The organism is Alteriqipengyuania halimionae (assembly GCF_009827575.1).
GTDB lineage: Bacteria > Pseudomonadota > Alphaproteobacteria > Sphingomonadales > Sphingomonadaceae > Alteriqipengyuania_A > Alteriqipengyuania_A halimionae.
This window is the reverse complement of sequence record NZ_WTYR01000001.1, coordinates 127,597-140,323: the sequence shown is the minus strand read 5'-3', so window position 1 is coordinate 140,323 and position 12,727 is coordinate 127,597. Positions and strand designations below refer to the sequence as shown.

Below are 12,727 nucleotides of genomic sequence, written 5' to 3'. Positions count from 1 at the left end.
GGTCGTGGGCGTGATCACTGAAAATGCGATCGAGTTTCGCGATGCGCTGCCCGATGGCGGGGTGCTGCTGGCGCTCGATGTCGGGACCAAGACGATCGGCACTGCGACCTGCGACATGGGCTGGCGCTTCGCCACGCCCGGCGTGGTCCTGCAACGCGCGAAATTCACGGTCGACAAAGCCAAGCTGAAAGAGCTGTGCGCGGCGCGCAAGGTCGAGGGCATCGTGATTGGGCTGCCGCTCAACATGGACGGCACTGCGGGTCCTCGCTGCCAGGCGAGCCGCGCCTATGCCCGCAACCTCGCCGACCTCGACCTGCCGATCCTGCTTTGGGACGAGCGACTTTCGACTGCCACTGCGGACGCCGCGATGATCGCGCAGGATCTCAGCCGCAAGAAGCGCGCCGGGCGGATCGACGCGCAGGCGGCCGCGGTGATCCTGCAATCCGCGATCGACCGGCTGACCGGCAGCGCGTTCTAACCCGCCAGTTCGGCGCGCTTGCGTCTGGCTTCGGCGGCAATCAAGCGGCTCCCCGCAACCTCCGCTTCTCGCCATACGGCATCGCGGGCCTCATCGTCTTTGACGATGCCCGCGCGCGCATCCCAGCACGCGTAGCGCATCCGGTCCGAAGGGTGCGACCGGCCGAAATTCTCGGCAAGATCGAGCGCGGCATCGCTTTCGAGCGAGACTGCGATCCTGATGAATGCCTCGCTCGATCCGGTGCCGAGCCGATCGGTGATGACACCCGCTGCCGGGTCGAACGCATATTGATCGAACCAGCCATGAGATCCATCGGCATGCATGACGTTCAGCGATACCGACATTGCAAGCGGCGGGATTTGGCTGTGGATGTCGCGGTGCGCGCGGTAGAGCATGATTCTGCCAGGTGTCAGCTGCTGCCTGCCCTTTGGCTCGAGCGCGACATGCTCGCCGATATGGCCGACGACGTCCTCATACTCGTATTCCCAATAGTCCGAGCGATAGCCGGGACCGAAATAGCCCAACGTCAGGAAGCTGAAATTGTGATCGTGCGGGACGTCGTATTGGAACGCGCCGCGCCCACTCGCCTGCACTGCATGGTCTTGCTCGGCAGGCCAGATATTGGCGCGCAGGAAGAAGCCGGATTGCGGCGAGGACAGCACGATCGATTGCGGGCCATAACCCTGCTCGCGCGGAGGGCTGTCGCGATCGGCGAGTTCGCGCGCGATCAGATCGCCGAGGAAACGGCGATCATTGCCGAGCTCCCGCAGGCAGAGAGCTCCATGCGCAAGACTATCCTCATCGCGCGGATCGAATTGCCGCGCGCTCAGGGCGTCGATGCATGCATTCAAACCGATCGCGCGGTCGCTGGCACAGGTAATCAGGCGCGGCACAGGCGAGCCCCCGCTTGGGCAAAAGCGGGATATTCCGACAGGAGCCGCGCGCGCAGTCGATGCGCATCGCCACGCAGCGGATCGCCAGCGCGATCCGCCAGTTCGCCGAGCAACGCAAAGCCGGCCGCACTGTCGAGGGCGAGGCACTCGCGCACCGCCTCCCACCGCACGGCGCTGCTCCCTGGCTCGCGCGCGAGACCGGCAATCAGGGTGACATCCTCGCGCCGTTCCATTCGCCTGAGCAATGCCATCATCAGCTCGGTGCGGCTGTCCCGCACATCGCCCGCCACCTGCCGGAGCAATTGCCCTGTGGCCAGATCGAAGGCTCTCGCCGGTTGCGGCACCATCGCCCGACACTGGAGCCGCAGAATGGTGAACGATCTTTCGATCCGGTCGATCGCCAGCACGTCGCGGCGGCCGGCTCGGAAGCTTGTGTCGCCGGGTCCGAGCTCCACAGGAACTGCGGCCAACTCGGGCGCTCCGGCAGAGCCGTGTGCGGTGATCGCTCTTCCCTCGATCGATCCGGCGAGCACCAGGTCCCAGGTGTCGATATCCGAGAGCACGCAATCGCGCGCAGGCTCCTCGCCACACGGGTTTGCGATGCGGGTGTGGACCGACAGCGTCACCCGCCCGACCTTCGCCAGCAAAAGCGACGATTGCCGCGCATCATCGGTATGGCGCTGGGCGACATGGGCCAGCGGTTCCGTCCGAAGTGCCTTTGCGATCGGTGCGAGCCATGCCTCGACGAAGCCTTGCCCACCCTCGCTGGTCATCAGCGCGCGTAGTTGCGGGAGCGCATTGAACTTTGCACCCTCATCGAAACGCGCCAGCGCGGTCTGGACCGCGCGAACCGCATCGCTTTCGCACCATTTTGCCAACGCGCGATGCATCACGGCCTGCGCCGCGCACTGCGGGCCCTCATCGGTCCGCAGCGCACGCAACTCGTCGCGCACGATCATCGGATCAGAACAATCCGTCCGGCGGCAGGACTTCATAGATGAACACCATCAACACGATGACCGCGTCGTCGGATCCCGGCGAGGCGCTGGCGGCGAGAGAACCGAACATTCCGGTTAGCGTGTCGAGCGTGGGCAGCGATGCAATGTCGAGTTTGGGCAGGTCCATGCCTTGTCCCCCCTTCGTTGGTGACCCGGCACACCCTTCGCGCGCCGGCCGTCCCAAGCTGCGCAAACTGCCGCAGAAAGCGGAATTAAAAGATTGTAATCGGCGCCCCCCGCCCGCACACTCCGGCGCGATGAGCAAACCCAATATCCAGCCCGACCTCTTCGCCAAGGCCATGCTCAAAGGCGGCCACGGAGGGTGGCTAGGGATGCAGTATCACGCGCACGGTCCGGGGTGGTTCGAGCTGGCCCTTCCTTGGAAGGAAGAGCTTGTCGGCATGGAGGAAAGCGGGATTCTCGCCTCCGGTCCGATCATCTCGCTGATGGACAATTGCACGTCGCTTTCGGTGTGGACCAAGCGCGATACTTTCGTCCCACAAGTTACGCTCGACCTGCGGATCGACTACACCCGCGCTGCGACACCGGGATCGACCGTGATTGGCCGCGGCGAATGCTACAAGATTACCCGTAGCATGAGCTTCGTGCGCGGGATCGCCTATGAGGACGATCTCGACGACCCGCTGGCCCATGCAGCCGGCGTCTTCATGACGATCGAGACTTTCTGATGGTGGATGCAAGCGAGAGCATCGTCAGGCACCTCCCGCCCTATGCCCGCGGGCTGGGGATCGAGATCGAGCGGATGGAAGGCCACGCGCCGGTTCTTGCGATGGATTTCTCCGAACGCGTCCAGGGCCGCCCGGGCTATCTTCACGGAGGCGCGCTGTCGGGACTGCTGGAAATGGCCGCGATCGCCGCCTTGCAGGAGGAACTCGCGCAAGAAAACGGAAAGAAGCGGATCAAGCCGGTCAACGTGACGATCGAATTCATGCGCGGTGGAACGGTACAACGCACCTATGCGCTGGGCCGCGTAACCCGCGCCGGACGCCGGATCGCCAACGTGCAGGCCGAAGCCTGGCAGGACGAGCGCGACCGCCCGATCGCCACCGCATTCCTCAATATTGCGCTACGCGATTGATGGTTGCGGCTTGGGCAGAAATTTGCCTGACCGGATGAACGCTCAGTCGAGCCAGTCGGGGATCGGTTCGGCATCCATGATCGCGGCGGCGCTCAGCCGTTCGGCCACCACGGCAAACTTGTCACCATCGACCAGCACTTCGGGCACGAAACCCCGGCTATTGTAACTCGACGCCATCGTGGCGCCATAGGCGCCCGCCGTGCGAATCACCGCAAGATCGCCCGATTTAAGCGCATCCATCTCGCGACCCATCGCGAAGGTATCGCCGGTTTCGCAGATCGGGCCGACGACATTGGCCACCGCCGTTTCGCCCGACGGTTCGACCGCGACAATATCGTGCCACGCGCCGTACATCGCCGGGCGCGCGAGATCGTTCATCGCCGCATCGAGGACGTAGAAAGGGTGCGCGACGCCGCGCTTCACCCGGATCGTGCGGGTCAGCAAAATGCCGGCATTGCCCGCAATCACGCGGCCGGGTTCGAACACCAGCTGCACGTTCCAGCCCTTGGTCACGCGCGCGACCATTGCGCCGTATTCGGCCGGTGAGGGATAGGTCTCGCCCGCCTTGTAGGGAACGCCGAGGCCACCGCCGAGGTCGACGGTATCGACGGTGTGACCCGCCTCCCGCAATTCGCCGATAAGTGCGCCGATCTTTGCAAACGCCGCTTCCAACGGTTCGAGCGAGGCGAGCTGGCTGCCGATATGGACCGCCACACCGGTAAGCGCGAGCCCGTCCAGCCCCGCCAGCGCATCGAACAATTCCCGTGCGCGCGCGATCGGTACGCCGAACTTATTGTCGGCCTTGCCGGTGGTGATCTTGTCATGCGTGCCGGCATCGACATCAGGATTGACCCGCAGCACGCAGCGCGCGCGCTTACCCAGCGCCGCGGCCAACTCGGCCAGCTCGCGGCCTTCTTCCTCGCTCTCGATATTGAGCTGCCTGATGCCGGCATCGAGCGCCTGACGCATTTCCTCGCGCGTCTTGCCCACGCCCGAAAAAACGATCCGCTCAGGCGGCATGCCCGCCGCCAGTGCACGCGCGAGTTCGCCGCCCGAAACCACGTCGGCGCCATAGCCCTGCCGTGCCAGCACCCGCAGAACCGCGAGATTGGGATTGGCCTTGACGGCGAAGGCGATCAGCGGGGCATCAAGCCCCGCCAGCCCTTCGGCGAAGACCTGCGCATGGCGTTCGAGCGTCGCGCGCGAATAGACATAGACGGGCGTTCCGACGGCCGCGGCAATCGCGGGCAGCGACACATCCTCGGCATGCAGGACGCCGTTACGAAGGGCGAAATAATCCATCGTTGAAACTCACTCGGGCGGAAGGTCGAACGGATCGTCTTCACGCTCTTCGGAGCTTTCGCGCAGCTCCACATTGCGTTCGGGCACCGCCTGCTCGCTCGGTTCGAGCAGTTCGTCGGCTTCCGGCTTGTAGGTCTGCCCATAGGGCTCCGGCGGTAATTCGGCACCGGCGACCGGTTCGAGCGGAGCCATCTGCCCGCAAGCGGTCAACGCCAGAAGAGCTGTCAAAACTGCGATGCGCTTCATGCCGCAATCCCCATGCCCAGCGCCTTGCGCGCGGCTTCGACTTGCTCCTGTACCCGCACGGGAGCGGTTCCGCCATAGGACGTACGCGCCGCCACAGAGGCATCGAGCGTCAGCAGATCGCGCACGCTCTCATCGATCCGCGAGTCGATGGCCTGCAGCACATCGAGCGGCAGATCGGCAATATCGCAGCCGTGATCGTCGGCGGCTTTCACTGCAGCGCCCGCGACATGATGCGCCTCGCGGAACGGCACGCCATGTTCGCGCACCAGCCAGTCGGCCAGATCGGTCGCAGTGGGATGACCTGCGCCCGCGACCTCGCGCATCCGCGCCTCGTTGAAGGTGCTTTCCGCGATCATCGCCTCCATCGCGGCGAGGCAAAGCTGGAGCAGCCCATGCGCTTCGAAAACCGGCGGCTTGTCGTCCTGCATGTCCTTCGAATAGGCCAGCGGCAGGCCCTTCATCGTCACCATCAGCGCCGTTGCCGCGCCGATGATCCGCCCGGCATGGCCGCGCACCAGCTCGGCCGCATCGGGGTTTTTCTTCTGCGGCATGATCGAACTGCCGGTCGAGAGCGTATCGGGCAGGCGGATGAAGGCGAAAGGCTGGCTCGCCCAGACGATGATCTCTTCGGCAATCCGCGAGAGATGCAAGGCGCACGCACTGGCAGCGCTCAGGTAATCGAGTGCGAAATCGCGATCGGATACCGCATCGAGGCTGTTGCTTGTCGGGCACGCGAAACCGAGCGCCGAAGCGGTCGCCTCACGGTCGATCGCAAAGCCCGTCCCCGCCAGCGCAGCGCTTCCAAGCGGACATTCGTCGGCCCGCTTGCGCGCATCGGCAAAGCGCGAGGCATCACGGCGGAACATCTCGTAATAGGCCATCAGGTGATGCCCCAGCGTGACCGGCTGCGCGGCCTGCAAATGGGTGAAGCCCGGCATGATCGTTACGGCATGCTCGCCCGCGCGGGTCACGAGCGCGCGTTGCAGCGCCGCGAGCCCTGCTTCGACCTGCTCCATCGCCGCCAGCGTCCAGAGCCGGAAATCGGTCGCCACCTGGTCGTTGCGGCTGCGCGCGGTGTGCAGCTTGCCCGCCACCGGACCGATCAGCTCGGTGAGCCGTGCCTCGACCGTCATGTGAATGTCCTCGAGCGACCAGTCTTCGGGGACGCCGTCGCTCTCGTACTCCGCAACGATTGCATCGAGCCCCCGGTCGATCGACTGCGCCTCCTCGTCGCTGACGATGCCTTGCGCCGCCAGCATGGCGATATGCGCCTTCGATCCGCGGATATCCTCGCGCCACAGCGCCTTGTCGAACGGGATCGAGGCATTTATCTCGCGCATGATCGCCGAGGGTCCCTCGGCAAACCGTCCGCCCCACATCGCATTGGAGCCTGCCTTGCGTTTTTCGCTATCGCTCATCACCGCCGTCTTTCTCGCACTTGCAGCATCGGGGTGCGATAGGGGCGAGCAGCCGGACTCGCAAGCGACCGCGCAACCGACCGGCACGATCGTGGGTCGCGCGAGTGCCGGCGAATTGCTGCCGCCGATCACCGTGCGGCAGGGGGATGGCACCACGCTGGCGCTCCCCGCGCTGGCCGGTCGTCCGGTGCTGATCAATCTGTGGGCGACCTGGTGCGCGCCATGCGTGGTCGAAATGCCGATGCTCGACGAACTGGCGCAGGACGGGCTGCGCGTGGTCACCATTTCGCAGGACCTGACCGGAGCCGAAGCCGTCGCGCCCTTCTTTGCCGCGCGCGATTTTCAGGCGATCGAACCTTGGCTCGATCCCGACATGGCGCTGACCGATCATTATGATGGCGGCAATCTGCCGATGAGCATCTATTACGACGCCGAGGGACGCGAGGTCTGGCGCGTGATCGGCGATCTCGACTGGACCGGCGAAAACGCCGCCGAGCTGCTGGGCGAAGCGGACTAGGCTAGGCCGGGATCGCGCGTGCCAAAGCTCTATAGTCCGGCTCGCGCAGCCCCAGACTTGCCAGCGGCCAGCCGAGTAGCCCGCTCATGATCCTGGCCTGCAGGTGATTGCCCGGCCAGATGCGCGACAGCGGCATCAGCACTCGATCGCGCAGAATCGACGGCAAAGCCGCATCCGATTGGTAGAGCGGCGTGAAGAAACGCGTCACTGCCTGGTAGAGCCGCACATGATCGCTGCGCCACGCGACGGTGAGCCGCAAGCCCTCGGCCACACTTCGCCCCTCCGCCAGTCCGCGCGCCAGACCCCACGCGTCAAGCAAGGCCATATTGGCGCCCTGCCCCAGTTGCGGACTCGCGCAATGCCAGGCATCGCCAATCCTGATGAGGCGCTCGCCATGCGGGCGCGGCGTCGTGCGGTGGGCATAGCGCGCAAAGGTCAGCGCATCGACGCTCTCGATCCGTTGCAGCAGTCCCTCGAGATCGGGCCATAAAGTCTGCACTTCGGCCTTCCATGCATCGAGTCCCGTCGCACGCCATTCATCGTATCGATCGCCGCGAAGCGACCAGAAGAATGAGACCTCGCGCGGCCCCTCGGGATCACGACGGCCCGTCGGCAAGACACCAGCCATGTGCGCAGCGCGGCGGTAGCGCTGCTCGAGCAGGTTACCGGCGAACGGATCGTCCGAATCAAGCGGAAGGGTGGCCCATAGCGCTCCGAAGTCGAGCAAACCGTCGTGCCGATTTCCCAGCGCCGAGTTCCAGCCCGTGGCATCGACGAGCAGATCGAAGCCTTCGCTCGTCGAACCGTCGGCGAAGCAGAGCAAGCGTTTGTCCGCCCTGATCTGAGAGGCCGCGATTTCGTGCGAGGTGCGGATGGCGATCCCCGCTTCGCACACCGCATCGTAGAGCTCGCCGAACAGGCTCGCGCGATGAATCCCTATGCCGAAAGCGGTGGAGGACAGCTGACGGTAGGGCGAATCGAGCGCGGTGCGACCGTGCTCTTCGTGGCCGAGCAGACCGTCGATTCGAGCGCCGTGACGCGCGATCTGCGGCAGCAAGCCCATCGCATCGAGGACCGCCATGCCGGTCGGTTGCAACATCAGGCCGGAGCCGACAGGGCGCGGCGCGTCGAAACGTTCGAACAAGGTAACAGCGTGCCCGGCGCGCTGGAAAAGCAGCGCTGCAGCAAGGCCCGCCGGGCCGCATCCCGCGATCGCTATCGAAAGGGTGCCGAGTCGCGATGCCGTCGCCATTGGAGACTCGCCTCTTCGCTGCCGCTCAAGAGTTTCGACACCCTTGAAAATGGTGGGCGGTGACGGGTTCGAACCGCCGACCCTCTCGGTGTAAACGAGATGCTCTACCAGCTGAGCTAACCGCCCCCATGAGCTTGGTGCGGGACCGCTCATAGCGCGCGATGCGGACATTTCAATTGCCGTCTTGCGCGGCTAGGGCGTGGGCATGACAGCGAAACGGCTCCTTGTCCTGGCCACCGGCGGCACGATCGCCGGACGTGCAGGCTCCGCCACGCGGCGCGACTATCGCCCCGGCCAGATCGAGATCGACGAGTTTCTCGACAGCGTCGGGAGCCTCGGACTGGATGTGCAGTTCGCCGGTCGGCAACTGGCTGCGATCGGGTCGGAGAACATGACGCCCGATATCTGGGCCGCGATCCACGCCGCGATTGTCGAAGGAATGGCGGACGATACGATCGACGGAATCGTGCTCACCCACGGCACCGACACCGCCGAGGAAACCGCGCTTCTGCTCGACCTGACGCTGCCGACGACGAAGCCGGTGGTGATGGTCGGCGCGATGCGCCCCGCCGATGCAGTGGGTAGCGACGGCCTGCGCAATTTCGCCAATGCCGTACGCGTGGCGGCCGATGACGAGGCGGCAGGACGCGGCGTGCTGCTGGTGATGAGCGATCGCGTGATTGCGGCGCGCGACGTGCGCAAGGCGCGCACCAGCGGGACCGATGCCTTTGCCGGCTTCCCGCGCGACGGGATCGCGCATGTCACGCCCAGCTCACTCGAATGGTACGGGCCTTCCTGGCGCGACGACGAGGATGCGCGCTTTGCCTTTCCGAAACGGTTTCCGACCATCCCGATCCTCTATGCCTATGCCGGGATGCAGCCCGATGTGGTGACCGATTGCCTTGCTTCGAAAGCGGAAGGGATCGTGGTCGCGGGCTTCGGTGAGGGGAACATGCCCGACAGCGTTCGCGCTATGCTGGCCGAGACCGCCAAGGCCGGGACCCCGGTGGTCCGTTCGACCCGGGTCGATATGGGACTGGTAGATCGCGAACCGGAGGACGAGCGCAATCGCTTCGTTGCCGCCCGCGCGCTTGGTCCGGGCAAGGCGCGCATCCTGCTGCAATTGCTGCTCGCCAACGGAGTTCGCGAGCCGGCCAAAATACAGGCGGTGTTCGACCGCCGCTGAAGTCGCAACTCAGATCGCGTCGGGCGTCTGCGCGTCCACTTCGGCGAAATAGGCCGCCATCGCCTCCGCCGCCCTGTCGGTCAGCGCGATGAAGGCACGACGCTTGTCGATATCGTCCGCCACGCGCTCGACCAGACCGGCGCTTTCGAGATGGCCGATCCAGCGCAGTGCGGTGGTCGCCGGAACACCGCTGGCGATGCACAGCGAAGAGACCGAGACCCGCGCATGCTCGGCCCGCGCGGCGGTGAGATCGAGCAGCATGTCCCATGCAGGGTCGGCGAATTGTGCGTCCGGAAAGAACTTCGCGCGCGCCTGACGGCGAGCGATCAACTGTCGCACCATCCGCGGATCGGGCAGCGGCGGCCGCTGGCGGCGCAGAGGATCGGTCGTGCCTTCGGCGTGATAGCCTTGGCGCGGCGATTCGAAAGAGAAGGCGCGATCGCCATGATCGCGCGCTCCACCCATCCGATCGAGCCGTTCGGCGATCGCGCCCACTTGCGAGGCGAGCCGTTCGAGCGCGGCACGGTCCTCTTCGGACAATTCGCGCACCCGTGCAGAAAGCCGCAACCGCGCCTCGGCCAGCGCCACCAGCCGATCGCCGCGCGCGCCATCGACCAACCAGTGAACCGGCGAACGCTCGAAGCACAGAAACAGCGGCTCGAGTGCGTCGGACGAGGTCGCCACCACCAGCCGCGCACCGCTCCGCGCAACCCGCTCATCCAGCCGCGAGAGCGCCGCCATCCCGGCTGCGTCCGGCTCGCCGCAATCGACGACCACCACATCGCCCAGCACCGACATCCCGCGATCGAGGATCGCCGCTAGCGGCCCCGATCCGGCAAGGCGGAACCCCGCCTCTCCCAAATCGCCTTCGATCTGCGCGCGCGTTTCGGGCGCATCGGAGAACACGGTGAGACTGGCCTGCCATTCGCCCTGCTCCGTCTGGGAGGGCGAATAAACGAGATCCTGCGAGCGCGATTCGGTCAGTAGCATGAGAACATGCGTAGAACAAAACGGGATTAAGTCAAGAATGGACCAATCATGGCCGGATCTCGATCGGCGTGCCGTCGGGCACGGTCTGCCACAATTCCTCGATTTCTGCATCGGACAGGGCGATGCACCCGTCGGTCCAGTGAGAGGCGATCTTCTGCCCTTCCGGCGAACCGTTGGGCTGGCCGTGAATGAAGATATCCCCGCCCGGCGAGAGACCGTGTTTCGCGGCGTAGGCGCGGTCCTCGGCGTTGGGATAGGATATCTTGAGGCTGAGGTGGAAGGCCGATTGCGGATTGCCGTATTCGATCCGGTAGCGACCCTCGGGCGTGCGCTCGTCGCCCTGGAACCGCTTGTGACCGGTCGGCGCATCGCCGAACGCGACTCCGCGATAGGCTCGCACCGGGGTGCCCTTGCGGAACAGGGTCAGCGTGCGGTCGGACTTGTCGACCAGGATGAAATCGACGTTTGTCGACACATCGAACGGCCGCTCGATCGCGCGGGCCGCTGGCACGCGCTCGCTACCCGGCGCTTCGGGCGCGGCGCAGGCGGCCAGCGCAAGTACGGGGAGGATAGCAATCCATCGCATGGCTCGATGCTAGCCTCCCATTCCTTAACGCGGTGTTCAATCCATGAACGGATCGCGCACCAGGATCGTGTCGTCGCGTTCGGGGCTGGTGGAAACCAGCGCGACGGGCGTTTCGATCAGCTCCTGCACGCGGCTGATATACTTGATCGCATTGGCGGGCAGATCGGCCCAGCTGCGCGCGCCGGCGGTGCTTTCGCTCCAGCCGTCCATTTCCTCGTAGATCGGCTCGACCGCCGCCTGGTCCGCCGCATGCGAGGGGAAATAGTCCATGATCTTGCCGTTCAGGCGATAGCCGGTGCAGATCTTCACCTTGTCGAGCCCGTCGAGCACGTCGATCTTGGTCAGCGCGATGCCGGTCACGCCCGAGATCGCGCAGGTCTGGCGCACCAGCACCGCATCGAACCATCCGACCCGGCGCTGACGCCCGGTAACGGTGCCGAATTCATGCCCGCGCTCGCCGATCCCCTGGCCGACCTCGTCGTCGAGCTCGGTCGGGAACGGACCGGAGCCGACGCGGGTGGTGTAGGCCTTGACGATGCCGAGCACGAAGCCGGTCGCATTCGGCCCCAGCCCGCTGCCCGCCGCCGCGGTGCCGCTGACCGTGTTGGAGCTGGTGACGAAGGGATAGGTGCCGTGATCGATATCGAGCAGCACGCCCTGCGCGCCTTCGAACAGGATCCGCGCGCCCGCCTTGCGCACCTTCTTCAGGCGCTTCCACACCGGCTGCGCGAATTGCAGCACGAAATCGGCGATCCCGCGCAGGTCGTCGAGCAGGCGCTCGCGATCGACCGGCGGTTCGTCGAACCCGGCACGCAGCGCATCATGATGCGCGCACAGGCGATCGAGTTGCGGCGTCAGATCGTCGAGATGGGCGAGATCGCACACGCGGATCGCACGGCGCCCGACCTTGTCCTCATAGGCGGGGCCAATCCCGCGCCCGGTGGTGCCGATCTTGCCCGCGCCCGCCGCCGCCTCGCGCATCCCGTCAAGATCGCGGTGGATCGGCAGGATCAGCGGGCAATTGTCGGCAATCGCGAAATTGTCGGCGGTGATCGTAACCCCCTGGCCTTCGAGCTTCTCGATCTCGGCCTTGAGATGCCACGGATCGAGCACCACGCCATTGCCCACGATCGAGAGCGTCCCGGTGACGATGCCGGAGGGCAGCAGGCTGAGCTTGTAGGTCGTATCGCCGACCACCAGCGTATGGCCGGCATTGTGCCCGCCCTGGAACCGCACGACTGCATCGGCCCGGCTGGCCAGCCAGTCGACGATCTTGCCCTTGCCCTCGTCGCCCCATTGCGCGCCGATCACGGTGACATTTGCCATTCAGTTCATTCCTCCAGGGAGTTGCGGCAGCGCCCTAGCAGACGGGTGCAACGGGGCAAGCGGAAGGGGGGCGTGGACCACCGACCGGGGGGTTTTGCAAAACTGCGGCGACGGAGCTTTTCTTGCAATTTCAATGGCGTGAAAAGGAATTCCGCGTTCTATCTGTAACCTTCCAGTTTCCAACAGGCACCAACGGTCGCGTCGACATGCGAAGCGCCGATGGGCGGAACGAAGGAAGTCAAAGGCCATCCGTCCAACGTACAGCACGCCGAAGGTGTAGGAAAACGGGAAGCACTTATCGGCGAGCGCAGATCCGGGCCGAATCGAAAAAAGCAGCGCGGTAATCAGGTGTTATGTCTCCGGAATCGATTACTTCACGGGTCATCTCAATACTCCGCTCGAAAAGGCACCTTGATGCAAATCATTTGCCAGCCTG

At 65.2% G+C, this 12,727-nt stretch carries 15 protein-coding genes and 1 tRNA gene; 5 read left to right on the top strand and 11 right to left on the bottom strand.

Annotated features, from left to right (window positions below; translation table 11 throughout):
• Nucleotides 1–10 precede the first annotated feature (10 nt).
• A complete protein-coding gene (ruvX, locus tag GRI68_RS00705; protein ID WP_160615232.1) occupies nt 11–478 on the top strand; it encodes a Holliday junction resolvase RuvX in 468 nt (155 codons plus the stop codon).
• On the opposite strand, the gene GRI68_RS00700 is transcribed toward ruvX, so the two are convergent.
• The 3 genes from GRI68_RS00700 to GRI68_RS13575 are packed head-to-tail and all read right to left on the bottom strand — an operon-like array spanning nt 475 to nt 2,496.
• A complete protein-coding gene (locus tag GRI68_RS00700; protein WP_160615231.1) occupies nt 475–1,371 on the bottom strand; it encodes a transposase in 897 nt (298 codons plus the stop codon). The two genes, ruvX and GRI68_RS00700, sit on opposite strands and share 4 nt — an antisense overlap.
• Nucleotides 1,359–2,330 (bottom strand): hypothetical protein, encoded by a 972-nt coding sequence (locus GRI68_RS00695; RefSeq protein WP_160615230.1) that lies wholly within the window; start codon nt 2,328–2,330, stop codon nt 1,359–1,361. Before GRI68_RS00695 ends, GRI68_RS00700 begins: the two co-directional genes overlap by 13 nt.
• A 4-nt stretch (nt 2,331–2,334) precedes the next feature.
• The gene (locus GRI68_RS13575) at nt 2,335–2,496 is read right to left on the bottom strand and encodes a hypothetical protein (protein ID WP_199799684.1); all 162 of its coding nucleotides are present in this window, start codon (nt 2,494–2,496) and stop codon (nt 2,335–2,337) included.
• Between the two features lie 130 nt (nt 2,497–2,626).
• Between GRI68_RS13575 and GRI68_RS00690 the strand changes: the two genes are divergently transcribed.
• Together GRI68_RS00690 and GRI68_RS00685 are read left to right on the top strand one after the other, a co-directional pair.
• Nucleotides 2,627–3,058 (top strand): PaaI family thioesterase, encoded by a 432-nt coding sequence (locus GRI68_RS00690; protein WP_160615229.1) that lies wholly within the window; start codon nt 2,627–2,629, stop codon nt 3,056–3,058.
• A complete protein-coding gene (locus tag GRI68_RS00685) occupies nt 3,058–3,468 on the top strand; it encodes a PaaI family thioesterase (RefSeq protein WP_160615228.1) in 411 nt (136 codons plus the stop codon). Before GRI68_RS00690 ends, GRI68_RS00685 begins: the two co-directional genes overlap by 1 nt.
• A 42-nt stretch (nt 3,469–3,510) precedes the next feature.
• Here the strand turns inward: GRI68_RS00685 and lysA are convergent, their stop codons facing one another.
• The 3 genes from lysA to argH are packed head-to-tail and all read right to left on the bottom strand — an operon-like array spanning nt 3,511 to nt 6,434.
• A complete protein-coding gene (lysA, locus tag GRI68_RS00680; RefSeq protein ID WP_160615227.1) occupies nt 3,511–4,770 on the bottom strand; it encodes a diaminopimelate decarboxylase in 1,260 nt (419 codons plus the stop codon).
• 9 nt (nt 4,771–4,779) lie between these two features.
• Entirely contained in the window at nt 4,780–5,016 is a 237-nt protein-coding gene (locus GRI68_RS00675) for a hypothetical protein (RefSeq protein ID WP_160615226.1), read from the bottom strand.
• Nucleotides 5,013–6,434, bottom strand: coding sequence for an argininosuccinate lyase (gene argH / locus GRI68_RS00670; RefSeq protein WP_234028674.1), 1,422 nt, complete (start codon nt 6,432–6,434; stop codon nt 5,013–5,015). Before argH ends, GRI68_RS00675 begins: the two co-directional genes overlap by 4 nt.
• Between argH and GRI68_RS00665 the strand changes: the two genes are divergently transcribed.
• Entirely contained in the window at nt 6,412–6,951 is a 540-nt protein-coding gene (locus GRI68_RS00665) for a TlpA family protein disulfide reductase (RefSeq protein WP_234028673.1), read from the top strand. The genes argH and GRI68_RS00665 overlap by 23 nt on opposite strands.
• Before the next feature lies 1 nt (nt 6,952).
• On the opposite strand, the gene GRI68_RS00660 is transcribed toward GRI68_RS00665, so the two are convergent.
• Together GRI68_RS00660 and GRI68_RS00655 are read right to left on the bottom strand one after the other, a co-directional pair.
• The gene (locus GRI68_RS00660; protein WP_160615224.1) at nt 6,953–8,203 is read right to left on the bottom strand and encodes an FAD-dependent oxidoreductase; all 1,251 of its coding nucleotides are present in this window, start codon (nt 8,201–8,203) and stop codon (nt 6,953–6,955) included.
• 50 nt (nt 8,204–8,253) lie between these two features.
• A tRNA-Val gene (locus tag GRI68_RS00655) sits at nt 8,254–8,329 on the bottom strand.
• Nucleotides 8,330–8,408: 79 nt separating this feature from the next.
• On the opposite strand from GRI68_RS00655, the gene GRI68_RS00650 reads away from it, so the two are divergent.
• A complete protein-coding gene (locus GRI68_RS00650; RefSeq protein ID WP_160615223.1) occupies nt 8,409–9,389 on the top strand; it encodes an asparaginase in 981 nt (326 codons plus the stop codon).
• Nucleotides 9,390–9,398: 9 nt separating this feature from the next.
• On the opposite strand, the gene GRI68_RS00645 is transcribed toward GRI68_RS00650, so the two are convergent.
• Genes GRI68_RS00645 through GRI68_RS00635 form a run of 3 tightly spaced genes read right to left on the bottom strand, consistent with a single transcriptional unit; the run spans nt 9,399 to nt 12,291 of the window.
• On the bottom strand, nt 9,399–10,379 hold the full coding sequence (locus tag GRI68_RS00645; RefSeq protein WP_160615222.1) for a winged helix DNA-binding protein: 981 nt from the start codon (nt 10,377–10,379) through the stop codon (nt 9,399–9,401).
• A gap of 46 nt (nt 10,380–10,425) precedes the next feature.
• Nucleotides 10,426–10,965, bottom strand: a complete 540-nt coding sequence (locus GRI68_RS00640; protein WP_160615221.1) for a L,D-transpeptidase family protein — start codon at nt 10,963–10,965, stop codon at nt 10,426–10,428.
• Nucleotides 10,966–11,001: 36 nt separating this feature from the next.
• Nucleotides 11,002–12,291, bottom strand: a complete 1,290-nt coding sequence (locus tag GRI68_RS00635) for an adenylosuccinate synthase (RefSeq protein WP_160615220.1) — start codon at nt 12,289–12,291, stop codon at nt 11,002–11,004.
• Nucleotides 12,292–12,727: the final 436 nt, after the last annotated feature.

Bases quoted from the DNA above. Each gene is read 5' to 3' on its own strand.
- GRI68_RS00650 (WP_160615223.1), top strand. From the start codon at position 8,409: ATGACAGCGAAACGGCTCCTTGTCCTGGCCACCGGCGGCACGATCGCC.
- GRI68_RS00635 (WP_160615220.1), bottom strand. From the start codon at position 12,291: ATGGCAAATGTCACCGTGATCGGCGCGCAATGGGGCGACGAGGGCAAG.
- GRI68_RS00685 (WP_160615228.1), top strand. From the start codon at position 3,058: ATGGTGGATGCAAGCGAGAGCATCGTCAGGCACCTCCCGCCCTATGCC.
- GRI68_RS13575 (WP_199799684.1), bottom strand. From the start codon at position 2,496: ATGGACCTGCCCAAACTCGACATTGCATCGCTGCCCACGCTCGACACG.
- GRI68_RS00660 (WP_160615224.1), bottom strand. From the start codon at position 8,203: ATGGCGACGGCATCGCGACTCGGCACCCTTTCGATAGCGATCGCGGGA.
- GRI68_RS00675 (WP_160615226.1), bottom strand. From the start codon at position 5,016: ATGAAGCGCATCGCAGTTTTGACAGCTCTTCTGGCGTTGACCGCTTGC.
- GRI68_RS00695 (WP_160615230.1), bottom strand. From the start codon at position 2,330: ATGATCGTGCGCGACGAGTTGCGTGCGCTGCGGACCGATGAGGGCCCG.
- lysA (WP_160615227.1), bottom strand. From the start codon at position 4,770: ATGGATTATTTCGCCCTTCGTAACGGCGTCCTGCATGCCGAGGATGTG.
- GRI68_RS00645 (WP_160615222.1), bottom strand. From the start codon at position 10,379: ATGCTACTGACCGAATCGCGCTCGCAGGATCTCGTTTATTCGCCCTCC.
- GRI68_RS00640 (WP_160615221.1), bottom strand. From the start codon at position 10,965: ATGCGATGGATTGCTATCCTCCCCGTACTTGCGCTGGCCGCCTGCGCC.
- argH (WP_234028674.1), bottom strand. From the start codon at position 6,434: ATGAGCGATAGCGAAAAACGCAAGGCAGGCTCCAATGCGATGTGGGGC.
- GRI68_RS00690 (WP_160615229.1), top strand. From the start codon at position 2,627: ATGAGCAAACCCAATATCCAGCCCGACCTCTTCGCCAAGGCCATGCTC.